Origin of the sequence: Ancylobacter rudongensis (genome assembly GCF_900100155.1) — a bacterium.
GTDB classification, from domain to species: Bacteria; Pseudomonadota; Alphaproteobacteria; order Rhizobiales; family Xanthobacteraceae; genus Ancylobacter; species Ancylobacter rudongensis.
In genome coordinates, this window is record NZ_FMTP01000003.1 from 552,300 (window position 1) to 577,340 (window position 25,041).

Annotated in this window: 21 protein-coding genes; 6 read left to right on the plus strand and 15 right to left on the minus strand. The window is 67.3% G+C overall.

Annotated features, from left to right (window positions below; genetic code table 11):
- Positions 1-138 precede the first annotated feature (138 nt).
- The 4 genes from BLO63_RS10745 to dsbD form a co-directional block, all read right to left on the minus strand.
- Positions 139-1,137 carry an AraC family transcriptional regulator gene (locus tag BLO63_RS10745; protein ID WP_244517797.1) on the minus strand — a complete coding sequence of 333 codons (999 nt, stop codon included), beginning with the start codon at positions 1,135-1,137 and terminating at the stop codon, positions 139-141.
- A gap of 258 nt (positions 1,138-1,395) precedes the next feature.
- Positions 1,396-2,070 (minus strand): L,D-transpeptidase, encoded by a 675-nt coding sequence (locus tag BLO63_RS10750; protein ID WP_244517798.1) that lies wholly within the window; start codon positions 2,068-2,070, stop codon positions 1,396-1,398.
- 5 nt (positions 2,071-2,075) lie between these two features.
- Positions 2,076-2,693 (minus strand): DsbA family protein, encoded by a 618-nt coding sequence (locus tag BLO63_RS10755; protein ID WP_091440130.1) that lies wholly within the window; start codon positions 2,691-2,693, stop codon positions 2,076-2,078.
- A gap of 43 nt (positions 2,694-2,736) precedes the next feature.
- On the minus strand, positions 2,737-4,590 hold the full coding sequence (gene dsbD / locus BLO63_RS10760; RefSeq protein ID WP_244517799.1) for a protein-disulfide reductase DsbD: 1,854 nt from the start codon (positions 4,588-4,590) through the stop codon (positions 2,737-2,739).
- Positions 4,591-4,704: 114 nt separating this feature from the next.
- On the opposite strand from dsbD, the gene BLO63_RS10765 reads away from it, so the two are divergent.
- Together BLO63_RS10765 and BLO63_RS10770 are read left to right on the plus strand one after the other, a co-directional pair.
- Positions 4,705-5,367: a response regulator gene (locus tag BLO63_RS10765; RefSeq protein ID WP_091440134.1), complete on the plus strand. Its 663-nt coding sequence runs from the start codon at positions 4,705-4,707 to the stop codon at positions 5,365-5,367.
- Positions 5,364-6,758, plus strand: a complete 1,395-nt coding sequence (locus BLO63_RS10770) for an ATP-binding protein (RefSeq protein ID WP_091440135.1) — start codon at positions 5,364-5,366, stop codon at positions 6,756-6,758. Before BLO63_RS10765 ends, BLO63_RS10770 begins: the two co-directional genes overlap by 4 nt.
- A gap of 43 nt (positions 6,759-6,801) precedes the next feature.
- Here BLO63_RS10770 and BLO63_RS10775 read toward each other — a convergent pair whose 3' ends face one another.
- Positions 6,802-8,799, minus strand: a complete 1,998-nt coding sequence (locus BLO63_RS10775; RefSeq protein ID WP_091440138.1) for an acyltransferase family protein — start codon at positions 8,797-8,799, stop codon at positions 6,802-6,804.
- Positions 8,800-9,010: 211 nt separating this feature from the next.
- On the minus strand, positions 9,011-9,481 hold the full coding sequence (locus BLO63_RS10780; RefSeq protein WP_091440141.1) for a MarR family winged helix-turn-helix transcriptional regulator: 471 nt from the start codon (positions 9,479-9,481) through the stop codon (positions 9,011-9,013).
- A 138-nt stretch (positions 9,482-9,619) separates the two neighbouring features.
- On the opposite strand from BLO63_RS10780, the gene BLO63_RS10785 reads away from it, so the two are divergent.
- The 4 genes from BLO63_RS10785 to fghA all read left to right on the plus strand — a co-directional run bounded on the left by BLO63_RS10785 (position 9,620) and on the right by fghA (position 12,939).
- Positions 9,620-10,441, plus strand: coding sequence for an alpha/beta fold hydrolase (locus BLO63_RS10785; protein WP_091440144.1), 822 nt, complete (start codon positions 9,620-9,622; stop codon positions 10,439-10,441).
- 211 nt (positions 10,442-10,652) lie between these two features.
- Entirely contained in the window at positions 10,653-10,934 is a 282-nt protein-coding gene (locus BLO63_RS10790; protein ID WP_091440148.1) for a metal-sensing transcriptional repressor, read from the plus strand.
- 29 nt (positions 10,935-10,963) lie between these two features.
- Positions 10,964-12,091, plus strand: coding sequence for an S-(hydroxymethyl)glutathione dehydrogenase/class III alcohol dehydrogenase (locus BLO63_RS10795; protein WP_091440151.1), 1,128 nt, complete (start codon positions 10,964-10,966; stop codon positions 12,089-12,091).
- Positions 12,092-12,102: 11 nt separating this feature from the next.
- The gene (fghA, locus tag BLO63_RS10800) at positions 12,103-12,939 is read left to right on the plus strand and encodes an S-formylglutathione hydrolase (protein ID WP_205409318.1); all 837 of its coding nucleotides are present in this window, start codon (positions 12,103-12,105) and stop codon (positions 12,937-12,939) included.
- Positions 12,940-12,983: 44 nt separating this feature from the next.
- Here fghA and BLO63_RS10805 read toward each other — a convergent pair whose 3' ends face one another.
- The 9 genes from BLO63_RS10805 to BLO63_RS10845 form a co-directional block, all read right to left on the minus strand.
- The gene (locus BLO63_RS10805) at positions 12,984-15,005 is read right to left on the minus strand and encodes a glycosyltransferase family 39 protein (protein ID WP_162841803.1); all 2,022 of its coding nucleotides are present in this window, start codon (positions 15,003-15,005) and stop codon (positions 12,984-12,986) included.
- A 288-nt stretch (positions 15,006-15,293) separates the two neighbouring features.
- On the minus strand, positions 15,294-18,695 hold the full coding sequence (locus BLO63_RS10810; RefSeq protein WP_244517800.1) for a TonB-dependent receptor domain-containing protein: 3,402 nt from the start codon (positions 18,693-18,695) through the stop codon (positions 15,294-15,296).
- Between the two features lie 116 nt (positions 18,696-18,811).
- A complete protein-coding gene (locus tag BLO63_RS10815; protein WP_091440161.1) occupies positions 18,812-19,792 on the minus strand; it encodes a FecR family protein in 981 nt (326 codons plus the stop codon).
- 98 nt (positions 19,793-19,890) lie between these two features.
- A complete protein-coding gene (locus BLO63_RS10820) occupies positions 19,891-20,412 on the minus strand; it encodes an RNA polymerase sigma factor (RefSeq protein ID WP_244517801.1) in 522 nt (173 codons plus the stop codon).
- Positions 20,413-20,596: 184 nt separating this feature from the next.
- A complete protein-coding gene (locus BLO63_RS10825) occupies positions 20,597-20,803 on the minus strand; it encodes a hypothetical protein (RefSeq protein ID WP_091440166.1) in 207 nt (68 codons plus the stop codon).
- 268 nt (positions 20,804-21,071) lie between these two features.
- On the minus strand, positions 21,072-21,713 hold the full coding sequence (locus BLO63_RS10830; RefSeq protein ID WP_091440167.1) for a L,D-transpeptidase: 642 nt from the start codon (positions 21,711-21,713) through the stop codon (positions 21,072-21,074).
- Positions 21,714-21,900: 187 nt separating this feature from the next.
- Complete coding sequence (locus BLO63_RS10835) at positions 21,901-23,400, minus strand: tripartite tricarboxylate transporter permease (RefSeq protein WP_091440170.1); 1,500 nt, start codon at positions 23,398-23,400, stop codon at positions 21,901-21,903.
- A 7-nt stretch (positions 23,401-23,407) separates the two neighbouring features.
- Entirely contained in the window at positions 23,408-23,887 is a 480-nt protein-coding gene (locus BLO63_RS10840; protein ID WP_091440173.1) for a tripartite tricarboxylate transporter TctB family protein, read from the minus strand.
- A gap of 69 nt (positions 23,888-23,956) precedes the next feature.
- Positions 23,957-24,928, minus strand: a complete 972-nt coding sequence (locus BLO63_RS10845; protein WP_091440175.1) for a Bug family tripartite tricarboxylate transporter substrate binding protein — start codon at positions 24,926-24,928, stop codon at positions 23,957-23,959.
- Positions 24,929-25,041: the final 113 nt, after the last annotated feature.

Below are 25,041 nucleotides of genomic sequence, written 5' to 3' on the forward strand. Positions count from 1 at the left end.
CATCAGAGCCTCCCCATGCGAATTCGGGTGTCAGCCGGCACCGGCTCTCCCGCCTAACAGTTGGAGATGCGCCCTGTTTGATCGTTCTTGCTATTGGCCGGCGCGCCTTCGGCGGCGATGCGCGGCGACAACAGTTGATCAGGGCGAGCACGGCACGAGGACGCTGGCCCGGACGCTGCCGGTCCGCAGCCAGGGCGGGGTGCGGTACATCTCATAGGCAGGGGCCTCGCCCAGCGCCCGACGGTGCCGCGGCATCCACACCGCGCACACGCCGAACACGGCTTCCGGTATGAGCGTATAAGCTCCCTCCACATCCAGCCGCACGAACGAGCCGGCGCGCACGTTCAGGCGCCGCAGCGGCGCGCGCAGGGTGGGGAACGTCGAGTGCGTGTCCACGATGGTGCAGTCATAGCGGATCTGCCCGGGCGCGGTGAAACCCGGATCGTCGTGGAGAATGCCCACCGCTGTCACCGCTTCCAGCGGCAGTCCAGCGGCCATGAGGGCTGAGGCGAAGTGCTGCCAATGGGCGGGGACTTGGGTCAGCGGCCCGTGAAAGCGCATGCCGATGAGAGGTACGGCGCCCAGCCGCACGGGGGCCGCCGCCTCGACGAGATCGACGTGCAGCCGTTGGGGATGCGGCGTCTGGGCCAGCGCCATGGCCCGCAGACGGTTCGGCGCCACGGCGAACTGCCGGGAGAAGGCGCGCGTGAACGCTGCCTGGCTGCCATAGCCGCTGCGCAGGGAAGCCTCGATGATGGAGGTGGACGACCGGCAGATCAGCGCGGCCGCATGAGCAAGCCGGGTGCGGCGCACATAGGCGCCGTAGGTCTCGCCCATGAGCTCGGCGAACCGGCGGTGGAAATGAAACGGGCTCATGCCTACGCGCTCGGCCGCGGCCTCGATTGTGCGCGGTGCGCCGGTATCGCTCTCGATCCAGTCGAGCGTTGACAGCACAAAGCCGGTTTCAACCCGCGCCGGCGGCGCAAGTGGCAGCGGATCGGTCCAGATCTCGGTGAGTGCCGATGCCGCGCTGGCGCCGGATGGCGCGCCCCTCGACGGCGCGGCCAAGCCGCTCGCCCCATTCATCCGGCGCGCGAACAGGCTGGAGAGCGAAGACCCGGCGGCCGCGTCTTCCATAGGCACCGGAGCGGATGCGCCAGTCGGCGGCTCTGCTGCCCGGCAAAGATGGCCTCGTCCATCCGGCATGCGCTCCGTGTGAGCTTCGACCTTGATAGAGCTAAATGAACCCTGGTCCGGGCGGAGGTAATAATCGCGCAAAATCGACCGTGCCGGCCGATCGGCAGCCCTCATGCTCGGCATCGCTGCCACTTCGGCGACCCCGGAGGTCAAGGTGATGAGCCAGTAGCCGCGCGGCGCTGAGCTGCCCGGACGAGATCAGTTGGCGGGGAGAACCACCACCTTCGTCCCGTCGGGGATCCGCTGATAGAGGTCGATCACGTCCTGGTTCATCATGCGGATGCAACCCGACGAGACCGCCTCGCCGATCGACCAGGGCTCGTTGGTGCCGTGGATGCGGTAGAGCGTGTCCTTGCCGTCCTTGAACAGGTAGAGCGCGCGGGCGCCGAGCGGGTTGGTCTCCCCGCCTTCCATGCCGCCGGCCCATTGCCGGTATTTTTCCGGCTCGCGGGCGATCATGTTCTGCGTCGGCGTCCAGCGCGGCCAGGCGCGCTTGTGAGCGACCTCGGCGGTGCCGCTGAATTCCAGACCTTCCCGGCCGACGCCGACGCCATAGCGCAGCGCCTTGCCGTTTTCCTGCACGAGATAGAGGAAACGGCTGGCGGGATCGACCACCAGCGTGCCCGGCGGCTGGCCGGTGGGGTCGTCGACCAGTGTACGGCGGTTGCGGTCCTTCATTGCGTCGGCGGGCACGCCGGGCACGCGGAAGCCGCCATCCTCCAGCGCGCCATAGCGCGCGGCGAAGGGAGAGGCCACGGGCGCAGGCGCCGGCTGTGGCCGGCGGGTGGCGCAGGCGCCGAGCGCAAGGGGAAGCAGGCAGAGGAGGCCGCGGCGCGACAGGCCGGCGCGCGCCCGCGAATAACGCATGTCCATCCAGCTCACTCCGCCGCCTGCCGGCGTCGCGCTTCCGCAAAGGCCTGCTTGGAGCCGGCATAGTCCAGCGTCGAGGTACGGAACGGGCCGATCAGATAAGTCGGGGTGCCCTGCAGTCCAATCGATTCCGCCTGGGCGAGGTTGCGCTTGAGCAAGGTGGAGATGTCGCCGGCATGGGCCGTGAGGTCGGCCTCCAGCCGGGCGAGGTCGATGCCGGATGCGCGGACCGCTGCCGCCATCTGCTCCTTGCTGACGCCGCGCCCGGGGATCGCCATCAGCGCGTGATGGACCCTGGAATAGCCGCCCTGGTACTTGGCCGCGAGCGCCATCTGCGCGCCATAGACCGAGGCTTCGGTGAGGATCGGCCAGTCCTTGTAGACGAGGCGGATTTTGCCATCCTCCTTCACCGTGCGCTCCAGGTCCGGCGCCGCCTTCTTGCAGAACGGGCAGTTGTAATCGAGGAAGGCGACGACGGTGACGTCGCCCTTCGGGTTGCCGGCGGTCGGCGCGGCCGGATCGCGCAGGATGGCGTCCACATCGACGCCCTGCGCGAGGAGCCGAGAACCCGCGAGGGCACCGGCCGCAACGGCGCCGGCAAGCGTTAGGAAATGTCGGCGCTGCATGGGAGCTCCTGAGCGTTCAAGGGTGTGAAGGGGCGAGGCGAATTCAGGCGCCGGCGGCGTCGAGCCGGCGGGTGATCTCCTCGACGGTCACGGGACCGATGATGCGCGAACCGGGAATCTCGCGGCCCTGCGCATCGACGAGGAACAAAGCGGGCGGGCCGACGATGCGGAACCGCTCCATCAGGGCGCGGGTCTCGGCGTTGGTGTGGGTCACATCGGCGGTCACTTGCGGCAGATGCGAGAGCCGGGCGCGCAGTTCCGGGCCGGCGAGCACCTGTTCATTCGACCTGCAAACGGAGCACCACGCGGCGGTGACGTCGACGAGGATGGGCCGGCCGTTGGCGGGCCCGGCGGCCGCCTCGGCCACCGCCCGGTCAAAGCCGTCGGAGGAGGCGACGGTGACGGCGGTGTCTTCCCCTTGGCTCGCGGCCGGGGCGCTGGCGAAGACCAGCGGACGCAGCGGATCCTGCGCGCCGCCGGCGGCGCCGATGATGAGCGTCGCGCCATAAAGCGCCGCCGCCATGCCGCCGCCGCGGGCGAGGCGGGCGGCCGCACCGCTCGCCGCGGTGAGGCGGTCAAAGCCGCCGAAGAACGCCGCCGAGCCGACCAGCAGCACGCCGAGCAGGGCGAGCGTCGCCGGCGGTGGCAGAAGCCGGCCGGCGAGCAGGATGGCGACGGCGAGGAAGACCACGCCGAACAGCTGTTTCGTGCGCTCCAGCCAGACGCCGCCGCGTGGCAGCAGCGCCGGGCCGAACGCCCCGACCAGCATCAGCGGCAGGCCCATGCCGAGGCCGAGCATGAACAGCGCGGCCGCGCCGGTGGCAGCATCGCCGGTTGCGGCGGCGTAGAGCATGGCGCCGGCCAGCGGAGGGGTCACGCAGGGCCCGACGATGAGCGCCGAGCCGAAGCCCACCAACGCCGCGCCACCGAGCGACCCGCCGGTGCCGCGCCCGGTCAGCCGGGCGGAGAGCCCCGCTGGAAGCGCAAGGTCGAACAGGCCGAACATGGAGAGGGCCAACAGGGTGAAGATCGCGGCGCTCACGCCAAGCGCCAGCGGGGTCTGCAGCGCCGCCTGCAGGCTCGCCCCCGACCAGCCGGCCACCGCGCCGACCAGCCCATAGGCGCCAGCCATGGCCAGCACATAGGCGCCGGTGAGCACAAGGCTGCGCCGTGCCGTCAACGCTTGGCCCGAACGGGTGAGCATGCCGGCGAGGATGGGAATCATCGGAAACACGCAGGGCGTGAGTGCCAGCAGCAGGCCGAAGCCAAGAAAGGCCAGCATCGTCCAGCCCAGGCTCCCCTGGAACAGCGACGCGATGCCGTCGCTTTCGTCGAGCGAAGCGGGCATGGCCGCTGCGCCGGTCGAGGCCACGCTGTTCCGGCCGGACCCATCTGCCGGGGAAGACATCAGGCCGGCGGGCGCCTGCTCGATGGCGAGGCTCGCGAGATCGACGAGGCGTGCCTGCGGGGGAAAGCAGATTCCCGTCTCCGAGCAGCCCTGATAGGCGACCCTGAGCGTGCCGGTCCCCTCAAGCCCGCCGGCGCTGGCCTCGACATCCCGGGGGAAGATCTGCACGACGCCGAAAGTGGGATCGTCCTTCACCTCGCCGGCCGGCCGCTCCAGAGGCACGGGCGCGCCGTCGCGCGTTGCCTCCAGGCTGTCGCGATAGAGATAATTGCCGGGTTCGACCGTCCAGCGCAGCAGCAGCGCGCCGGAGGCCGCGCGCGCGGCCTCAAGCGTGAACGGCTCGCCGGTGGCCGAGGGCGCAAAAAGCGAGGTGAAGCCGGCGGCCTCGGTGGCGCCGGCCTTCAGGGGCGAAAGGCACGCCAGCGCAAGAACTCCCCAGCGCAGCGCCTTTGCCAGTGAGTGCCCCGTCATCCCGTCTTGCCCTGCCATCGCGTCACCGCTCCTCATTCGTCGCGGTGCAGCGCTCTACTCCCCACCTTAAGCCAGGCTTAAGGTGGCGCCTGATGATGGCCGGCGGCGACAAGCGGAGATGAACAGGGCGTGATGCGTATTCTTCTGGTCGAGGACGACCCGGTGCTGGCGGATGGAATCCGCGCCGGCCTCGGGCTGGCCGGCCTGACGGTCGACGCCGTGACCAGCGGCGCCGACGCGCAGGCGGCCCTCGCCGGCTTGCGATTCGACGCCGTCGTGCTCGACCTCATGCTGCCTGATGGCTCGGGGCTGGACGTGCTGGCGGCGTTGCGGGCGCAGCAGGACGCGACGCCGGTGCTGCTGCTGACGGCTCTGGACGAGACCCCGGACCGCATTCGCGGGCTCGACGCCGGCGCCGACGACTATCTCGGCAAGCCGTTCGATCTCGACGAACTGGCGGCGCGCCTGCGCGCCCTTGTCCGTCGCGGCGTTGGGCGGGCAAGCCCGCTGCTCACCCATGGTGGCCTCGCGCTTGACCCCGCCATGCTCTCGGTGAACCTGGATGGCCACGCCGTGCCGGTGTCGCGGCGGGAGTTCGCCGTGCTGTCCATGCTGGTGGAGCGGCCGGGCGTCATCCGCTCGAAGGGCGAGCTGGAAGAGCGGCTCTATGGCTGGCAGGAGGAGGTGGAGAGCAACACGGTCGAGGTCTATGTGCACAATCTGCGCGCCAAGCTGGGCCGCGACGTGATCGAAACCGTGCGCGGGCTGGGCTATCGCCTGCGGGTGCCGGCATGAGCTCGTTGCGCCGCCGGCTTTTCCTCATCCTGCTCGCGGCAACGGGGCTGATCTGGCTGTGCGCCGTCGCCTGGATCAGCATGGGCAGCCGCAGCGAGCTGGAGCATGTGCTCGACACGCGCCTCAAGGAGGCGGCCCGCATGGTCCATTCGCTCGTGATGGCGGGCGATCCGGTGCAGGGGGCCGAAAAATCGGCCCAAAAGCCGGCCAAAGACCCGCCCGTACAGCCCCGGGACCTTGCCGACGCGGTGCCCTCCGAGCCCGGCGGCTATGAGCGCCAGCTGTCCTGCCAGATCTGGTCGTTCGACGGCCGGCTCCTTGCCCGCTCCTCCGGCGCGCCCGACGCGGTGCTCGCCGAGGAGCGGGAAGGCTTCGCCGACCGCGAGGTGGGCGGCGAGACATGGCGCGTCTACACGATCGTCGATCCCGAAAAGAACGTCCGGGTCGTGGTCGGCGACCGGATCGGCCTGCGCGACCGGCTGGTGCGCGACCTCGTCGCCGGGCTTGCGGCCCCGGCGCTGCTGGCCATGCCGCTGCTGGGGCTGCTGATCTGGTGGAGCCTGGGGCGGGGCCTGCGCCCGCTCAACCGGGCGGCCGAGCAAATCGCGGCGCGCGAGGGCGAGGACATGCGGCCGATCCCGCCGGACGGCGCGCCGGATGAAATCCAGCCGCTCATCACGGCCCTGAACGGGCTGTTCGCCAAGGTGGAAGCGGCACGCGCGCATGAGCGCGACGTCACCGCCTTCGCCGCGCACGAGCTGCGCACGCCACTGGCCGGGCTGAAGACGCAGGCGCAGGTTGCCCTCGCCGCCGGCGAGACCGGAGTGCGCGAGAATGCCCTGCGGCAGATCCTCGTCTCGGTCGACCGGAGCACCCGCCTCGTGCGGCAGCTTCTGGCGCTGGCGCGGCTCGATGCGGGAGCTCCTGTCGATACGCGAGACGTCTCGATCGGCGCGCTCATTCGCGACATGGTGGCCGCGGTGCCGCACCCGCCGGAGGTCATCACCGTCATCGACCCCGATCTGGACCCTATGGTGCGGCAGTTGGACCCCGATACGCTCACTCTCCTGCTGCGCAACCTTCAGGAGAACGCCGTCCAGAACATGACGGCCGGCACCATCCGCTGGCGCGGGGAGGGGGCGGGCAGGCTGGTGGTGGAGGATGAAGGCCCCGGGATTCCCGCGGAGGAGCTTGGCCTGGTGCGCCAGCGCTTTTACCGCGGGCGCATGACGACCGCTGCCGGTTCGGGTCTCGGCCTCGCCATCGCCGACGCCGCTGCCCGTCGGCTCGGTGCTCAGCTCGACATTGCCAACCGCACGGACCGGCCCGGGGTGCGCGCCAGTGTCGACTTCGGCTCGGGCAGCTGGAGCGCTTCCGCGCCGATCAGGTGAATCCACCCGATCGGGAAAGGGCGCTGGAGCCCGGCGCGAGGCGCTACTTGATGGCGGCGAGTTCTTGGTCGATCGCGGCCATCAGGCCGGGAAGGGCAAGGTCGGCACCGTGTCCACTGATGTGGTTGCTGTCGAAGTAAAGAGGGCGAGCGTCGATCGACACCCGACATGCGCCCTCCTGCGCGGCCGGGCACAGCGCGGCGGCCGGCTGATAGAACCGGACATCGGGCACCAGGCTCTCCAGGGTCCGGAAACGCGCCATGGCCTCGCGGTCAATCACCGGCCGCTGGGCGAGGTCCGTCCACGCCTGGCCGTGCAGGCGTCGCGCCTGCAGCTCGCGCGGCACGTCCCAGGGCATGGATGGGAACGGGCCGACGACGATCACCTTTTTGCCCGCCTGCCGGTACAGCTCGATTTCCTCGGCCATCTTTTTGGCGGCGCCGTCGAGGAACGCGCAGTCCGCTAGCGCCGCCCGGCCGGTTCTGGAGCCCTCGCAATCCAGATGGCCCTGCCAGGCCGCGCCGATCACCACGATCTTGATGTCTGGATTGGCCAGAATGTAGTCACGCGCCCGCGCATGAAAGACATTGCAGCTGTCCCCCGGTGTCTCGATGCTGGCAAAGGGAAGGCACGCATTCCAGAGAAAGGGCTGGACGCGGTAGGTCGAGCCGGGATCGTGCTTCAGTTTTTCCGACAGCCGCCAGAACATTTCCTTGCCGTGACTGTCACCGAGATAGGCGACAATCGGGCTGGCCGGTGCTGCCGCGCCGATGATGCAGTAATCATCGAACGTGTCCGGCAGCACATTGCCGCAACTGTCGCGCATCGGGCTGATGTCGATCTGGCCGGCAGCCAGGAGCTGCCCCTGCGCGTCCAGCCGCCACCAGGCGCCCCTGGTGATGTGAAGTCCAAGTCCCGCCGCGGCAAACAGGCAGATTCCGGTGGCCGCCAAGGCGAAGATCGTTCGCTGGCGAAGCCATGCCGTGTCGCGAAAGGGCGCCTCGACATATTTCCAGCTCAACCAGGCCAGGCTCAGCGTCAAGACGATGAGGCCGACCCAGCCAAGCGTGGGAATAGCGCCGAACCAAAGTCGTGCGAACACGAACAGGGGCTGATGCCAGAGATAGGCGCTGTAGCTTGTCAGCCCGACGAGAACGACCCAGCGGTTCGATAGCAATCGATGGGCGAGCGTTCCCGGAATCGCAAACAGGATGACGCCAACGGCGCCCATGACAGGTATCAGCGTCAGCAAGCTCGGATTTGGCGTGTCCTCGTCAAACAGAAGATACGCCAGGACAATGGCTGAAAGCGCCAGAAGAGAAAGCGCGCCCAAACAAGCCTGGTGTCGGGCGGATATCCTCACCCTTTCAATGTGCACATAGGCTGCGAGCGCACCTGCCAGCAACTCCCATGCGCGACTGAATGGCGAGAAAAAGTTGATCTGAGGAAAATAGATCGACCCGTACTGCGCCACAGCGATACTCACTGCAAACAGGATGGCAAGAATGAACGGCGCGAGGCGTGGACGTATGGCGTAGATAGCGACCATAATCACGGGAAATACGAGATAGAATTGCTCCTCTACGCTCAATGACCACGTATGGAGCAGCGGCTTGAGCGCCGATTCCGAGTCGAAATAGCCTGTTTCACGCGCGAAAAAGACATTGGACAAAAAGACATTGGTTGCAAATACGCTTTGGCCGAAATTCCGGAAATCCTCGGGCAGCATGATGAGCCAGCCGACGATCAGGCTGAAAACGAGAACCACAAATAATGCCGGAAGTATCCGCCGAGCACGCCTTTCGTAGAAGGTCAGGAACGACATCCTGCCTTCGCTGATATGACGGTGGAGGATTGATGTGATCAGGAACCCGCTTATGACGAAGAAAACGTCAACTCCAAGATAGCCTCCTGGAGCAATGCTGAATCCTGCATGATCTAAGATGACGGGTATTATCGCGATGGCACGCAAGCCATCAATTTCCGGTCTATATCCCAGCGGGGCTGACGTAGGGAGGATGCCATTGCCGCTTTTAGTCATGGGAATCCGAAAGAAGTCTAAGGTCAGATATTGATGCAGAATACATCCTGTAATTCAGTCGTTAGGTTAGAAATATTAGCCGGTCAAGCCGCAGGATTCGGTGGCTGACCGAGACAGTACCGCCTGCGGGATAATTCCGCCGGGCGGCTGGGTGGGCTTCTGGGGCGGCCCCCGAGCCGTGTTGTCCCCGGCCGGCATCTTGCCGGATGGCCTACGCCTTTCGCTGCGCGTGCAGACGGTCGCGAATGGTGTCGATGGCGGCGCGCAGGGTGTCGATGGTCTGCCCGTCCTGTCCCACCGCCGCCGCGACGCAGCGCATGATCTCGGCAGCTTCGCCCTTTAGCGCCTGCCCTGCCGGCGTCAGGCGCAGCAGCACCTCGCGCTCATCCCTCGGGTTGCGGGTGCGGGTGATCAGCCCCGCCGCGTCGAGCCGCTTCAGCAGCGGGGTGAGGGTGCTGGAATCGAGAAAAAGCGTCTTTCCCAGTTCCTTCACGTTCTGCCCGTCGCGGTTCCACAGCGTCACCATGACGAGATATTGCGGATAGGTGAGGCCGAGCTTGTCGAGCAGCGGGCGGTAGAGCTGGGTGAAGGCGTGTCCCGCCGCATAGATCGAGAAGCACAGCATGTCGCTGACCTCAGGGGCGGGGGCGGGGGTGGCGGTGCCGGGGGACGGGCTGCTCATCGGGATCTCCTTTCCCTCCAGATAATTTGTGCGCGATGGGTTTGCAAGCGATTGACAGCTGCGCCAAGGCGGACTAATTAAATCGCATCCTAATCAATCGCGCTCGATTCAATTGAGCGCAAATCACAGGAGAGCGACATGAGCAGCTTCACCACCACGGACGGCACCCGTCTCTTCTACAAGGATTGGGGCGTTGGCCAGCCGGTCCTCTTCGCCCATGGCTGGCCGCTATCGTCTGACGCCTGGGACCAGCAGATGCTGTTCTTCGGCCAGCAGGGCTATCGCGTCATCGCCCATGACCGCCGCAGCCATGGCCGCTCCGACCAGACCTGGGACGGCAACAATATGGACCAGTATGCCGACGATCTGGCGGAACTGATCGAGGCGCTCGACCTGCGCGACCTGATCCTCGTCGGCCATTCCACCGGCGGTGGCGAGGTCGCCCATTATATCGGCCGCCACGGCACGGCGCGGGTGGCGAAGGTGGTGCTCGTCGGCGCGGTGCCGCCGCTGATGCTGAAGACGCAGGACAACCCGGCCGGCACCCCGCTGGCCGTGTTTGACAGCATCCGCGAGAGCACGGCCAAGAACCGCTCGCAGTTCTTCTTCGACCTGACGGTTCCGTTCTACGGTTTCAATCGCGAGGGCGTTCCGGCCAATGAAGGCCTGCGCGAGAATTTCCGCCGCATCGGCCTGCAGGGCGGCATCAAGGGGCAGTATGACTGCGTCCACGAATTCTCCGAGGTGGACTACACCGAGGACCTCAAGCGCATCGACCGCCCGACCCTCATCATTCATGGCGATGACGACCAGATCGTGCCGATCGACGCCTCCGCCCACCCGGCTGCGCAGATTGTCGCCAACGCGACGCTGAAGGTCTATCCCGGCGGCTCGCATGGTCTGGCGGAAATCGAAGCGGATCGCTTCAACGCCGACGTGCTGGCCTTCATTCGCGCCTGAGCGCGCCCTCTATCCCGCGCGACACCACCATCTGCCCCGGCCGCCGCCCGCAAGGACGGCGGCCATTTCATGTCGGTGCCGGCTGCAACGGCTGATGCGTTCCACGCTTTCCGCGCGCCGTGCCGACGCGCCGGCGGCACTTGCACCTATACTCCCTCCAGTATATTCACACGCCGAGCCGCACGCGCAAACGTGGGAGCGTGGTGTCCTGATGCCTCATTCGCCGGACGACAAGAAACGTGCCCTGACACGGCTGCGTCGCATCAAGGGCCAGGCCGAGGCACTTGAGCGCGCGATCGAGGCGGGGGCGGACTGCAATCTGCTGCTCCAGCAAATTTCCGCCCTGCGAGGGGCGGCCGGTGGACTGATGGCTGAGGTGCTCGACATCCACCTGCGCGAGACCTTCGAGCATGCGCGCGTGGACGCCGCCGCGCCGCCCGCCGCCGACGATCTCGACGCTACCATGAAAATTCTGCGTACCTATCTGAAGTAGCCGCACCAGATTCAAGAGGGAACACGTCCATGAAATCGCGCGCCGCCGTCGCCTGGGAAGCCAAGAAGCCGCTGACCATCGAGACCATTGAAATCGGCGGGCCAAAGCCCGGCGAGGTGCTGGTCGAAATCATGGCGACCGGCGTGTGCCACACCGATGCCTATACGCTCGACGGGCTGGATTCCGAGGGCAAATTCCCCGCCATTCTCGGCCATGAGGGCGCGGGCATCGTGCGCGAGGTCGGCGCCGGCGTGACCTCGCTGAAGGTCGGCGATCACGTCATCCCGCTCTACACGCCGGAATGCCGGCAGTGCAAAACCTGCCTGTCGCAGCGCTCGAACCTGTGCACCTCGATCCGTGCCACCCAGGGCCAGGGCCTGATGCCGGACCGCACCACGCGCTTCTCCTGCGAACGGGTGGGCGCCCAGAGCGGCGAGATCTTCCACTATATGGGCTGCTCGACCTTCTCGAACTTCACCGTGCTGCCGGAGATCGCGCTCGCCAAGGTGCGTGAGGACGCCCCCTTCGACAAGATCTGCTACATCGGCTGCGGCGTCACCACCGGCATCGGCGCGGTGGTCTATACCGGCAAGGTGTGGCCGGGCGCCAATGTCGTGGTGTTCGGGCTGGGCGGCATCGGCCTCAACGTGATCCAGGGCGCCCGCATGGTGGGTGCCGACAAGATCATCGGCGTCGACATCAACCCGGCCAAGGTCGAGATGGCCAGAAAGTTCGGCATGACCGACTTCATCAACCCGCTCGACGTCGGCAATGACAAGGTGGTCGCGGCGATCCAGGACCTCACCGATGGCGGTGCCGACTTCACCTTCGACTGCACCGGCAATGTGAACGTGATGCGCCAGGCGCTGGAAGCCTGCCATCGCGGCTGGGGCACCTCCATCGTCATCGGCGTGGCGCCGGCCGGGGCGGAGATCGCCACCCGCCCGTTCCAGCTCGTCACCGGCCGCAACTGGCGGGGTTCCGCCTTCGGCGGCGCGCGCGGGCGCACCGATGTGCCGAAGATCGTCGACTGGTACATGGAGGGCAAAATCAACATCGACGACCTGATCACCCACACCATGCCGCTCGATGAGATCAACACCGCCTTCGACCTGATGCATGAGGGCAAGTCGATCCGCTCCGTGGTGATCTACTGATGGGCGCGACGATGGAAACCGTCTCCAAGGCGAAGTCGCATGGCGGCGTGCAGGGTGTCTATCGCCACGATTCGGCGATCACCGGGACGCCGATGACCTTCGCCGTCTTCGTCCCGCCGCAGGCGGCCAACGGCCCCGTGCCGGTGCTCTGGTATCTCTCGGGTCTCACCTGCAGCCATGCCAATGTGATGGAGAAGGGCGAATACCGCGCCGCTGCGGCCGCCCAGGGCGTCATCCTGGTGGCGCCGGACACCAGCCCGCGCGGCGAAGACGTGCCGGACGAGCCCGGCAACTGGCAGTTCGGCTCCGGTGCCGGCTTCTATCTCGACGCGACGCAGGCGCCCTACGCCACCCATTACAGGATGTATTCCTACATCGTCGAGGAACTCACCGCGCTCATCGCCGCGCAGTTCCCGGCCGATATGAGCCGGCAAGGCATTTTCGGCCATTCCATGGGCGGGCATGGCGCGCTGACCATCGCGCTGAAGCATCCGGACCGCTTCAAGAGCTGCTCGGCCTTCGCGCCGATCGTTCAGCCCTCGACGGCGGACTGGTCGCGGCCGGCGCTGGAGAAATATCTCGGCGCCGATCCGCAGGGCTGGCGGGCCTATGACGCGGTGGCGCTGATCGAGGACGGAAAGCGCTTTCCGGAATTCTTGGTCGACCAGGGCGCCGCCGATCCGTTCCTGGAGACCGGCTTGCGGCCGCAGCTTCTGGCCGACGCCTGCGCGAGCGCCGGCATCCCCCTCACGCTCACTCTGCGCGAGGGCTATGACCATTCCTACTTCTTCATCTCCACCTTTATGGCAGACCATATCGCCTGGCACGCCGCCCGGCTCGCCCGCTGAGGCGCGTGCTCAGCCTTGAAGGTCGAGGGCCCCCGTCAAAGGGGTCAATTGGATCGGATCGCGCTTTCGGTCTGCGGGATGACGGTCGCCTGCGCCGCCCCTGCCGAATCGGGCTGGGCGCGCAGGCGCCCGACCCGATAGTAGAAATGCCCCTCCACCCGGCCGTTCTGCACCAGGTCACGTTGCCCCACCTCGCCTGAATCGCTGAGGTGAGCGTCCAGCAGCGGGTTGTCGATCTGGCGGCGAGTGAAGGCGAAGAGGATGGCGGGCCGTCCCCGCAGCGTGTCGGCAGAATACCAGTAGCCATACATGAGGCTGGGCTGGTCAAGGACGCCGCGGCCGACGGAAACGCCGGGCGCGGCGCCGTTGTCGGTAGCGTAGAACGCAAGCTCGCTGGCGATGTTGTAGGTATCGAGACCGATCAGCAAGGGTGCCTCCCCGGTGGCGGTCCTCACCTCATCGGCGATCGCCGCCGCCTCTCCGCCGAAGGCGCGCCAGGCGACCGGCAGGGCAGGCACATCCGCGACATGGCCGAGCCCGGGCAGCCCGGCGACCAGGTAGTTCAGGCCGAGGCCATAGACGATCAGGCTGATGGCGAGGGTGGGCATGAAGGCGCGGTGCAGGTGCCGCTGCAGGGCGCCGGCGTGGTCTGTTGGCGCGAGAAGGCCGGCGGCGATCGCCGGGAGCACGGCCAGCCAGAGCGGCCCGGTCCAGTTCAGCCGCGCCATGTGGAACAGGCTGTAGGCGACGAAGACGGCAAGCGGCACCAGGGTGAAAAGGCCGACGAACAGCCAGGGACCCGGAAGGTCTGACTGATCACGGATGGCGCCGGGGCTCAGGCCGGGCGCCTGCGGCCGCACCCCTCGCTCGCGCAGCCAGAGCGCGGCGAAGGCGGCGACCAGCCCGGTGGGCGTCAGCAGGCCGGCGACGCCGAGCAGCAGTTCCGGCAGGGAGAAGCGGAACGCCCCCTCGATCCGGCGCGTGCTCTGAAAGGCGAAGGAGGCAAGGCCGTTCTCGACGTTCCAGACAATGACCGGCGCGAACAGCACCAGTGCGAGGGCCGCGGCGAGATAGGGCTCGGGACGCCTGAACCAGACACGCGCCCGCGCGTCCAGCAGCATGAACAACAGGGCGGCCGGCCCGAGCAGGGCGATGGTGTATTTCGACAGGAGGCCGAGGCCGATGCAGATGCCGACGCCCCACCAGGCCCGGCGCTGTCCGCCGCGCAGCGCTCCCTCCATGAAAAACAGCGCGCCGGCCCAGCAGGCGGTGAGCGGCGCATCGGGGGTCATCACCAGGCCGGTGCCGAAGTAGAAGGGCAGCGCCGCCACCAGCAGCACGCAGACGAAGGCAGCTTGCCGCCCGAACAGGCGACCGGCGAGGCCGAAGCTGAAGAAGGCGGTCACGCCCCAGCACAGCCAGGCGGCGATGCGCACGCCAAACTCATTGTTGCCGAACAGGGCGGTGCCGGCCCAGATCAGCCATGCCACCATCGGCGGATGGTCGAGATAGCCGATATCGAGATGCTGGGCGTAGTTCCAGTAATAGGCTTCCTGCGGCAGGAGCTCGGCGGTGCCGAGAAACATGAGGCGCAGCGCCACGCTGTAGCCGACGATGCCAATGGCGGCGACACGCCAGCGCGCGGCGCCTGTCGCCGGCGAACGGACCGAGGGAAAGACGAAGAAGGCCGCGCCGCCAGTGCTCACCACCGCCGCCGCGCCGATGGCGAAGAGGATGGCGGAGGGCGCGGGCAGGCCCAGAAGGCCGGTGGCGCAGGCCAGCACCCCGCCGCGCAGCGACAGCGCCAGCAGGGCGACGACGAGAAGGCGCGCAATGTGATCGCCGGAGCGGGGAAGCGGCTTGCCATCCTCCGCCGCGAAAGCCCAGCGGGCGTTCAGCGCAGCGTTGAAAAGGGTCGCGAGGCCGAAGCTCAGGATCTGCGCGCTGTTCAGCCCGGCTCCGAGAAGGAAGAACGCCTGGAACGCCAGGAAATCGACGGCCATTCCTGTCAAGCCGACGATGGCGACGCGCCCGATGTGGCCGGCCGGCAGAGTGCCGCCGGCCATCAGCCCAAGACGGCGCCGATACGCCGCTAGCCGAGGCGCGACGATGTCGGAGTGGCCGGGGGTCCCGGCCGCGTTCGCGTGCGGCGGCCTTCCGCACCAGGTCGAACGATGCCCGCTGCCACCCATCTCTCAGCCCCTCGACCGCCGGCGGTGGGCCGCCATCGGCGATCACGATCTCCACTCCGCTCTCGTCGCGACTGTCGGGCGGAATGGCTGACAGGAGGCTGACGATTCTGCCGCTTCGGCGGGGACGCGGCAGGCGCGAGGGGTGGTCAGCCCGTCCGCTCTTCAGAAGCGGTAATTGAGCCCGATCTTGACCGCCTGGAACGAGGCCGAGTTCGAGGCGTCGCGGCCGTCGGCGATCTCCGATGTTCCGACATAGTTCTTCGTCTCGTAAACGGGCTTCTCGATGATGTCGCAGAACCTTCCACCCCTCGTGGCGCACCCGACTTCGCTGCGGACGGCCCATACGGTGCCGATCTGGGTCGTGGTCGAGTAGGAGCGGGTGACGCCTGAACGCGCTCTGTTGAAGGTGAAGCTCTCGGCGCCAAAGCCGGCAAAGGCATACTCGGCCTTGACCGACCAGCGGTCGTTGATGGCGAATTCCGCGCCGCCGCCGGCCGAAAAGCCGGTGCGGGTCCGGCTTGCGGATTCCGTGAAGCTCAGATTGGTCCGGCTGCCCCCCGGATTCGAGGCGGTGGCGGAGGCCGAGATGTACTGGGCGCGATCCTCGGTCTCGTGCAGGAAGGCAATGCCGGCCGTGCCATAGACCAGCCACTGGTCGTTCAGGGCATAGCCGAGCTTGGCGCGCACCGTGCTCATCCAATCGAAGGAATAGTCGGTCTGCGCCTCCGGCATGCGGTTGGCGATCAGATTGGGCCCCTCGGTCGCGCCGAGCACGCTGGAACTGCCGATATCGAGAGAGCTGATATCGGCCTCGATGCCGAACACGACATTATTGGCGAACTGGTAGTTATAGCCGACCTGCCCGCCCCACAGACCGCCGCTGAACTCTTCATTGGCGGACTCATTGAACGCGCGGGGGGCGTAGCTGCCATCCGCCAGCGTGGTAGTGCCGTCAACCGAGCCGAAGCCATAACCGAACGAGCCGCCGGCATAGAGGCCGGTCCAGCGCTCGCCATTCCCCCGGAGGCCGACGGGCAGCGGCGCGATCGGCTCGTCGCTGCCGAAGGTGCCGGTGAGCGTGGCCATGACCGTGCGGCCGGGGGCCGGCATGTCGGTGTTGTTCAGCGCGTCGACATAATAGGTATCGAGCAGGTTCTGCACGCTGATATCGAGGGTGAGGTGGCTGTTCAGCTTCCACTGGGCGAAGGCGTCGACCACGGTGTAGGGCTCCCACACCTTCGTCACCCAGGTGAAGAACCCGCCATCCTCCTCCACCGGGACCAGCCGCTCGCTCATATAGGTCACACGCCCGCCCAGCGTCAGCCGATCGTCCAGGAACCGCGCGCCGGCCGTCAGCGAGGCGGTGAAGCGAGGGGGAATCTGGTTGGTGAGGTAGTCGGCGGAGAGGGTGTAGTCGGTGCAGACGCCGTTCTGCTGGCAGGATTCGAAGTCGGTGTAGTAGTTGAGGCCGAACTCGGCGAAGACAGCACCGGCATCGTAGCGTCCGGAGAATTCGACACCCTTGAAGCGGACATAGTCGTAGTTGAACAGCCCCATACTGCCGTCGAACTGGCGCCCAATATAGTTGTCGGTGGTGTTGTCGAAATAGGCGAGCTTCAGCCGCAGCTTGTCGCCCGCAAGAAGCACATCGTCGCGCAGCAGGTTGGTGCCGAACTCCCAGTTGCTGGCCTCTTCCGCCTGAAGGTCCGGGTTGAAGACCTGGTCGCTGCGGGTCTGGCTGGTTTCGCGCACGCTCGGCGGGCGGATGCCGCTCTGGTACTGGCCATAGATCTGCCAGCCCTCCAGGGGGGTCACCATCACGCTGGCGCTGGGGCTCAGGCCATCACCGGAATAGCCGGTGAACGGTTCGCCCTGGACGTTATAGGTGCTGATGCCGTTGAAGGAGGTGTTGTAGGTCAGATATTCCAGCCCGGCGGAAAGTTCGAGCCAGGTGGTGGGCTCCCATTTCACCCGGGCGAACAGCGCGCCGACCTCGCGCTCGCCATTGGCCGGAATGGCCCAGAGCGCAACGTCCGAAAAGTCGTAGATCTGCGTCGGCCGGGCGTTCTCATAGACATAAGAGCCGCCATAGCTCACCGCGACCGGCATGTCCGCCACCGAAAAGCGCGAGGTGTTGCTCGCGTTCACCCCGACATTCTGCGACTGCTGGTCAAGCTCCTGCAGCTCGCCGAGCGACATGAAGACGTTCGACTCTTCCGTGTTCGAGACATAGGTGTCGAGCCTGAAATCGACGAGATCGGTGCTGGTCGGCGTGTAGTGATAGCGCAGCGTGGCCTGGTTGATCTCCACCGAGGACAGCGGCAGCTGGTCGGTCACCCCGTTGCCCGCCGTGATGACGGAGGGCGACACTTCGCCGAAGTCGTTGCCGTAGTAGAGATAGCCGATCTGCAATTGCTGCTCGTCGGTCGGTCGGAAGGTGGCCTTCAGCAGCGCCGAGGTCACGTCCTCTGAGGTGTTGTAGACCAACTGGCCATGGCCGTAGTTCGACAGCGGCACCTCATTGCCGAGATAGTCGGTGGTGGTCAGGGACCCCTGTGTGCCGGCAAAGTAATTGCCGGACTTGCGGCGGACAAAGGCGCCGATGGCGTCCACATTATCCTCGCGCACCGCGAGAGCGAAGCTGCCATTGGTGATGGCGGCCCCATCCGGGTCGCCGAACGTCGCCGCGCTCGCCCCGATTACCGGGTCGATGGAATTGGTGGCGATCCCGGCCCGCACCCGCACGCCCCAGCGCTCGCCGGCCTTGAGGATGTCCTCGACGTTCAGGGTCTCCATCGCGATGGTGCCGCCGATGGCGCCGGCCACCGCGCCGTCCGGCCCCTTGGTGATGGTGATGCCCGAGATGAGGTCGGGGTCGACATAGGTGCGGCTGTCGATGCCGGAATAGCCGCGATAGGAGGAGGTCGATTGCTGCGAGCCGTCGATCGTGGTGGCGACGCGGTTCTGGCCCTGCAGGCCGCGAATATTCGGGTCGATCGAGGCGCCATTATTGCCGCCGCCGGAAATGACGCCGGGTGTGCCCTGGAACAACGCGCCGGCGGTCTGCGGCGGGAAGCGCTCGATTTCCTCGGAGGAGATATAATTGGTGGAGCCCGCCGTCTCGAAGGGCCGGTCGGCGGGCGTGCCGGTGCCGGTGACGTCGATCGTGCCGAGCTCGATCGCGCCGTCGGCACCAGCCCCCTGCACCGCCCCACCCAAGGGACCGTCTTCCCCCGGCACGAGGATCGTTACCGCCCGGGGGCCGACGAAGCGCCAGCTGATCCCTGTTCCGGCCAGCATGATGCGCAGCGCCTCCTCCGGGGGGTAAAGCCCGTTCACCGGCCGGGACATGATCTCGTAGGCCTTGGTGCCGGAGTAGAGCACCTGAAGCCCGGCGCGCACCGACAGGTCGGCAAGGGCCCGCGGCACCGGCATGGAGGCAATGGAGAGGGCGACGCTCTGGCCGCCTTGCGCATGGGCGTGCGGCACTCCGGCAGGAAGAGTCGCGAGCGCGGTTCCCGCCAGAAGGCACAGGGTCAGCAGGCGCAGGCGTCGGGTAGTCATCATCCTCATCGTCGGTCCCACATGTTCTGCCTAAGCCGGGCGGACGGCATCGGCGAGCTCCTCAGTGGGTATGACGAAGGCTGCGGGCGGACTCCCCCAGTGCGGCGCTCACAAAATCATCTTAGGACGATCAGCGCGTTGGTCAGGCGCAGCGACGACACGCCGAGCGTGGCTTCGATCATGTCGATGACGGCGGCAGGATCACGCGTATCGAATACGCCGGTGACGGGGAGCGCCCGTACCCGCTCGCTGAGGATCAGGATGCGGCCGCGCTGGTAGCGGTTCAGTTCCTCGATCAGCTCGCCAAGCGGCGCGCGGAAGAACACCATCTGCCCCCGGCGCCAGGCGGTGGCGGTATCGGCCTCGAAGGGCCGGACCTGACCGAGACCATCCGGGGTGAGGACGCCTTCCTCTCCCGGGGAAAGGCGCAGCGAGGCGTCGGGATCGGCGGCGGAGGTCAGGCTGACGGCGCCCTCCACCAGGCCGACCTCGGTGACATGGTCCCGCAGCCGCACATTGAAGCTGGTGCCGGTGACGCGCACCTCGCCCTCGCCGGTCGACACCAGGAAGGGGCGCTGTGGATCAGGGGCGACCTGAAAGAACGCCTCGCCGCGGAACAGCCGGACCCGGCGCTGCCCGGGAGCGAGATCGACCGCCAGCGCGGTGTCGGTGTTCAGCTCGACCACCGAACCATCCTCAAGCCGGATTGCCCGGTGTTCGCCGATCGAGGCGATGTGGTCGGCGCGCAGATCATCCAGCCCGCCGCGCCGCACCCATTCGGCTCCCGCTAGGGAAAGACACAGGAGCAGGCCGGCCACGAGGCCGCGCCCCAGCCTGCGGCGCGGGGCGGCGCTCTCGACCAGCGCCGTGATGGCGGCCTCGTCGCGCCGCCCGCCGGGCGCCCCGCCCATGGCCGCCCACAGCCGTTCCGCCTGCTCATAGGCCTCGAAATGGCAGGGATCGTCGGCGAGCCAGGCCTGGAACGCCGCATGGGTCTGGGCGTCGGCGTCGGGCTCGCGCAGCCGCGCATGCCATCGGCTGGCCGCCTCGAAGGCGGCATCGGCGCGTGTGGCGGGGCCGGGCCGGGACGCAGTCATCAAACAACCATCCGGAATCGAGCGGGCGGGCCGACCGTGGCCCACCGATATAGACGAAGCCGCAGCGGCCTGTCCCCCAGTCCCACCTCCACGCCCGCTCAGATTGCCCGCCCGGCATTGCGCAGGGCCTGACGACACTGCGTCATGGCGCGGGCGATGTGCTTCTCCACCGTCTTGTCCGACAGGCCGAGACGGGCGGCGATCTCCTTCATGGTCAGGCCATGATCGCGCGAGAGCAGAAAGACGGCGCGGCATTTCGACGGCAGCGCGTCGATGGTGCGGCGCAGGAGAGCGAGTTCCTGCACGCCTTGCAGCGTTTCGTCCGGCAGCGGCACGGTGCAGGCGACCTCGCAGTCGGCAAGGTCGGCTCCGCAGATATAGCGCGCCCGCACCCGCTCGCGCCTGAGATGGTCGAGCGCCATATTGGTGGCGCAGCGGGCCAGATAGGCCTGCTTGTTCTCGGCATCGGCAAAGGCGTTGCCCCGCAGCAGGCCAACAAACACGTCCTGCACCAGGTCTTCCGCCGTGCTCGGGCTGCCGACCAGGCGACGCATCGCCCGCATCAAGCGATCATGCTCGGTGCGGAACAAATGGCCAAGGTCGGAGGCGAGAGCCAGCACGGGCAATCCTATGACTCCAGCAAGCAGTGCCCAGCGCACCGTGAGACACTCTCTACAAAAAGTTGGATTGTCCAGCAATATCAATAGTTTAAATCAATTCTAGAGTGGCGCCGACGCAAAACCAGACGCAAGCAGCCTTGCTGGGCCGGCGATCGGCGTCCGGGCTGGATCGTTCGAACCCGCCTCAGGGCCGGGTGAAGCAGAAGGGCGTGCCGTCGGTCGGGTCCTCGACCACGCGGGCGGCGACGCCGAACACGTCCTTGATGGTCGCGGTGGTGAGCACCTGGCGCGGCGGGCCCGCGGCGGCGAGGACGCCGTCCTTCAGGAACACCATCGCGTCGGCGATGCCGGCAGGGCCGATGCCGAGCACCACCGCGAAGGCTGCAGGCATTGATGCCGCAGGCCGGGCGAGGCCAGCGGATCGGCGGTGCGGCCCCAACAATGGGGCCGGCACTCTGCACCCTTCCTCGGCCGGCTCACGGCGTGCGATGATGAAGCGCTCGACAGCGCACGCGGTTGAATGCGGACTGGCCAGCACGTCCTCGTGGCGCCCGCTGGTGGCGGAATTGTTCACGCCGCCGACGATGTACAGCAGCGCTTCGAGCTCCTCGCGCAGAGCGCCCGGGGGCGGGCGTGACCCGCCCGCATGCCGGGAAGGCTCAGCCCGGGAGGACCACCACCTTGGTCTTGACCGGGGTGCGGTCATACAGGTCGATCATGTCTTGGCTCAACAGCCCGACGCAGCCGCTGGTCACGCCGGAACCGATCGATTCAGGGTCGCTGGTCGCGTAGATTGTGTACAGCGTGTAGACGCCGTTCTGATAGAGATGCAGCGTGCGCGCGCCGAGCGGGTTGTCGAGGCCGCCCGGCATGCCGCGGGCATATTTGGCCGCTTCCGGCTGGCGCTTGATCATTTCCTTGGGCGGCGTCCAGGTCGCCCATTCGCTCTTGCGCCCGACATAGGCGTCACCGCTCCACAGGAAGCCCTCGCGGCCGACATTGGCGCCATAGCGGGTCGCCATGCCGTCTTCCTCGATACGGTAGACGTAGTAATTCTTCGGGTCGACGACGATGGTGCCCGGCGCTTCCTCTGTCTCGTAACGGACGGTGCGGCGGAAATATTTCGGCTTGACCTTGCTGACATCGACCGCCGGGATGGGGAACTTTTCCTCGGGCACCGGGCCATAGACCTTGGCCGCCTCGGCGAGGCTCATCCCATCGGGATTGGCACAGCCCGCCAGCCCCAGCGCGCCAAGGCCGAGGGCTGAGCCGGCGAGAAAAGAGCGGCGGCTGAGCATCATTTGTGGGCTTCCCGTACTGCGCGCGAAGGAGGGGCGGGCCACCCGGCCGGCGTGCCTCTTCACGGGAGGAGATAACGCCCGGGAGGCACGGCTGGCAAGCGCAGCCCTGCCTTGCGCCCGGCGCGGGGGCCCGCGCCTTGAGCGCGCCATGATGGCGCAAACCGGTCGTTTTATGGCGTTGGCGCCGTCACCCCCGCGCCGCGCGCCGCCGCGACCAGCGCTGGAGAACCCAGGGCCCTACGGCGACGAGGGCCGCCAACACCCACAGGATGAGCGAGATGTGGCTCTGGAAGAGAATGCCGAGCTCGCCGCCGCTGATGGCCAAGGCATTGCGCAGATTCACTTCCATCACCTTGCCGAGCACGAAGCCGAGGATGATCGGGGCCATGTCGAAGCCGAGTTTGCGCAGAAGCCAGCCCATGCAGCCCACACCCAGCATGAGCAGGACAGCTTCAACGCTGGCATGGGTCGAGTACACGCCCACCACCGACAGGACGAGGATGCCGGGCACCAATATCCAATTCGGCAGCAGCAGCAGGCGCGAGAAGATGCCAACGAAGGGGATGTTGAGCAGCAGCAGCAGCACATTGCCGATATAGAGCGAGGCGATCAGGCCGCCGACGATCTCCGGCCGTTCGGCGAAGAGCTGCGGGCCGGGCTGGATGTTGTAGAGCATCAGCGCGCCGAGCATGACTGCCGTGGTGCCGCTGCCGGGCACGCCAAGGGTCAGCATCGGCACGAAGGCGCCGGCGGCGCAGGAATTATTCGCCGCTTCCGGCGAGGCGAGGCCGCGCATGTCGCCCTTGCCGAAGGTGCCGTCACGGTCGGAAACGCGCTTTTCCAGCGTGTAGGAAACCGCGCTCGCCACCGAGGCGCCGGTGCCCGGCAGCACGCCGACGACAAAACCGATGATCGAGCCGCGCAGCGTCGCCCCGGTGGTGAAGACAACATCCTTCCAGCGCACGAAGGTGCGCCCGACCTTGCCGACGATCGAGGTGCCCGCAGCATGGCTCTCCAGCATCAGCATGGCTTCGGAAATCGAGAACAGGCCGATCACCAGCACCACGAAGTCGATGCCGTCGCCGAGTTCCGGGCTGTCGAAGGTGAATCGATAGGCGCCCGAGGTCGGGTCGAGGCCGACAGTGGCCAGCATCAGGCCCAGCACGCAGCCGATCAGCGTCTTAACCGGCTGGCTGCCGACCATCGAGCCCAGCGTGGCGAAGGCGAAGACCATCAGCACGAAATACTCGGCCGGGCCGAAGCCGATGGCGAGGCTGGCGAGGAAGGGCGCGAACAGCGTCAGGCCCACCACGCCGATGATGCCGCCGACAAAGGAAGACAGGCCGCTGATCATCAGCGCCTCGCCCGCGCGGCCCTGGCGCGCCAGCGGGTTGCCGTCCAGCGCCGTCATCACCGCGCCGGCATCGCCGGGGACGTTGAGCAGGATGGAGGAAATGCGCCCGCCATATTCCGAGCCGGTATAGATGGCGGCGAGCAGGATCATCGTGCTCTCCGGCGGCAGGCCGAGCGTGTAGGCGATCGGCAGCAGCAGGGCGATGCCGTTGATCGGGCCGATGGCCGGCAGCGCGCCGATGATGGTGCCGAGGAAGCAGCCGACAAGGCCGATCAGCAGGTTCTGCCAGCTCAGCGCGACGGAAAAGCCGGTCCAGAGATAATCGAGATTCATCGGTGTGCTAGCCCCGGCGCGAGACGGCGAAAAGCTCGCCGACGGGAAGATAGACGTCGAGCAGATAGCCGAAGACGACGTACCAGAGGGCCGCCTGCACCAGCCCGCCGATCAGCGAGGCGCGCCAGGAGGCGCCGAAGATCCGGCCCACGCCCGCCGTCATGACGAACATCGCGCCGGCAAAGCCGATCGGCTCGAACAGCAGCGCGGCGATGAGCACCAGCACCGGCAGCGCGAGGCAGCGCATCAATACCGAGCCCTGCGGCCAGGTCTCCGAGCGGCCGGGAACCAGGAGGTAGATCAGCGACAGCAGGCCGAGAATGCCGGCGAGCAGCACCGGGAACACGCGCGGGCCCAGCGGATCGGACGAGAAGGCGTAGTCGATCCGGCTACCGGCAAAGCCGTAGACCAGGCTGAACGCCAGCAGGGCGAGCGCGGCGAGGCGATTGCTGAGCGAGCCGGCGAGGGGGCGTTGAGGGGCATCCATGGCGAGGTCCTGACAGGCGGCAAGGGGCAGCCCCGCACGCCGGCGGGGCCGCAGGCTGTTCGGTTGGACTTAGAGGCCGGCTTCCTTGGCCAGCGTCTTGAAGCGCAGCACGTCGCTCTTCACCTTGGCGTCGAAGGCGGGGCCGATGAGGGTGTAGGGAAACAGCCCGCGCGCCGCGAGTTCCGCCTTGAACTCGGGCGTCTGCACGAGCTTCTCGAAGGTGCCGGTCCAGGCGGCATAGTCCGCATCGCTGACCTTGGCGCCGGTGTAGTAGCCGCGCCAGATCACCCAGTCGAAATCATAGCCCTGCTCGCGCGTGGTCGGAATATCGGCGAGATCGCCGGTGAGGCGTTCGGGGGACATGACGGCGAGGATGCGGACCTTGCCCGCCAGATGGTGCTTGACCATCTCCGAGGCGTCGCCGGCGCCGATCTTGATATGCCCGCCTTCCAGCGAGGTCAGCACCGCGCCGCCGCCTTCGAGCGCGACATAGCGCATCTTCTTCGGGTCCTGCCCGGCGCCCTTGGCGATGAGCGCGGCCTTCATCCAGTCCTGGCTGCCGACGGCGCCGCCGCCGCCGATCGGGAAGCTGGTCGGATTGGCGCCATAGGCGTCGGAAAGTTCCTTCAGCGTCTTGTAGGGCGAATCCGCGCCGACGACGATGACGCCGTAATCCGCGCCCAGCGCACCGATCCAGCGGACGGCGTTTTCGTCATGGCTGCCGAACTTGCCCTGGGCGAGCAGCAGCGCCGAGCCGGTCGAGGCCGCGACGATCAGGCTGGGATCGGCCGCGCGCTTGCCGACGACGTGGTTATAGGCGATGGCACCGACGCCGCCTTCCATATAGGTGACGACCATCGGCTGTTCGATCAGCTTGGCGGCGAGCAGGGAATTGGCGGCGAGCCGGCAGGTGACGTCGAAGCCGCCGCCCGGCTTGGCGCCGGCAAGGCACTCGGTCTTCTGCGGCAGTGCCACCGCGCCGCCGGCGAGCAGTGCGCTCACCAGGCCGGCCAGGGCGAATTTCGTGAAAGTGGCGTTCATCGTGGGGCTCCTCCGAAAACTCTGCGCCATCGCCTCACCGCGTGCGGGGGCGGCTCGAAAGGTCAGCGGAGTCGGGAGGCCCGCGCGGGCGGGGCCTGCGCTGGCCGGACGTT

Excerpts from the sequence above, each read along its gene's own strand:
- BLO63_RS10745 (WP_244517797.1), bottom strand. The coding sequence starts at position 1,137 with ATGGAAGACGCGGCCGCCGGGTCTTCGCTCTCCAGCCTGTTCGCGCGC.
- BLO63_RS10750 (WP_244517798.1), bottom strand. The coding sequence starts at position 2,070 with ATGGACATGCGTTATTCGCGGGCGCGCGCCGGCCTGTCGCGCCGCGGC.
- BLO63_RS10755 (WP_091440130.1), bottom strand. The coding sequence starts at position 2,693 with ATGCAGCGCCGACATTTCCTAACGCTTGCCGGCGCCGTTGCGGCCGGT.
- dsbD (WP_244517799.1), bottom strand. The coding sequence starts at position 4,590 with ATGGCAGGGCAAGACGGGATGACGGGGCACTCACTGGCAAAGGCGCTG.
- BLO63_RS10765 (WP_091440134.1), top strand. The coding sequence starts at position 4,705 with ATGCGTATTCTTCTGGTCGAGGACGACCCGGTGCTGGCGGATGGAATC.
- BLO63_RS10770 (WP_091440135.1), top strand. The coding sequence starts at position 5,364 with ATGAGCTCGTTGCGCCGCCGGCTTTTCCTCATCCTGCTCGCGGCAACG.
- BLO63_RS10775 (WP_091440138.1), bottom strand. The coding sequence starts at position 8,799 with ATGACTAAAAGCGGCAATGGCATCCTCCCTACGTCAGCCCCGCTGGGA.
- BLO63_RS10780 (WP_091440141.1), bottom strand. The coding sequence starts at position 9,481 with ATGAGCAGCCCGTCCCCCGGCACCGCCACCCCCGCCCCCGCCCCTGAG.
- BLO63_RS10785 (WP_091440144.1), top strand. The coding sequence starts at position 9,620 with ATGAGCAGCTTCACCACCACGGACGGCACCCGTCTCTTCTACAAGGAT.
- BLO63_RS10790 (WP_091440148.1), top strand. The coding sequence starts at position 10,653 with ATGCCTCATTCGCCGGACGACAAGAAACGTGCCCTGACACGGCTGCGT.
- BLO63_RS10795 (WP_091440151.1), top strand. The coding sequence starts at position 10,964 with ATGAAATCGCGCGCCGCCGTCGCCTGGGAAGCCAAGAAGCCGCTGACC.
- fghA (WP_205409318.1), top strand. The coding sequence starts at position 12,103 with ATGGAAACCGTCTCCAAGGCGAAGTCGCATGGCGGCGTGCAGGGTGTC.
- BLO63_RS10805 (WP_162841803.1), bottom strand. The coding sequence starts at position 15,005 with ATGGCCGGCGGCACTCTGCCGGCCGGCCACATCGGGCGCGTCGCCATC.
- BLO63_RS10810 (WP_244517800.1), bottom strand. The coding sequence starts at position 18,695 with ATGACTACCCGACGCCTGCGCCTGCTGACCCTGTGCCTTCTGGCGGGA.
- BLO63_RS10815 (WP_091440161.1), bottom strand. The coding sequence starts at position 19,792 with ATGACTGCGTCCCGGCCCGGCCCCGCCACACGCGCCGATGCCGCCTTC.
- BLO63_RS10825 (WP_091440166.1), bottom strand. The coding sequence starts at position 20,803 with ATGCCTGCAGCCTTCGCGGTGGTGCTCGGCATCGGCCCTGCCGGCATC.
- BLO63_RS10830 (WP_091440167.1), bottom strand. The coding sequence starts at position 21,713 with ATGATGCTCAGCCGCCGCTCTTTTCTCGCCGGCTCAGCCCTCGGCCTT.
- BLO63_RS10835 (WP_091440170.1), bottom strand. The coding sequence starts at position 23,400 with ATGAATCTCGATTATCTCTGGACCGGCTTTTCCGTCGCGCTGAGCTGG.
- BLO63_RS10840 (WP_091440173.1), bottom strand. The coding sequence starts at position 23,887 with ATGGATGCCCCTCAACGCCCCCTCGCCGGCTCGCTCAGCAATCGCCTC.
- BLO63_RS10845 (WP_091440175.1), bottom strand. The coding sequence starts at position 24,928 with ATGAACGCCACTTTCACGAAATTCGCCCTGGCCGGCCTGGTGAGCGCA.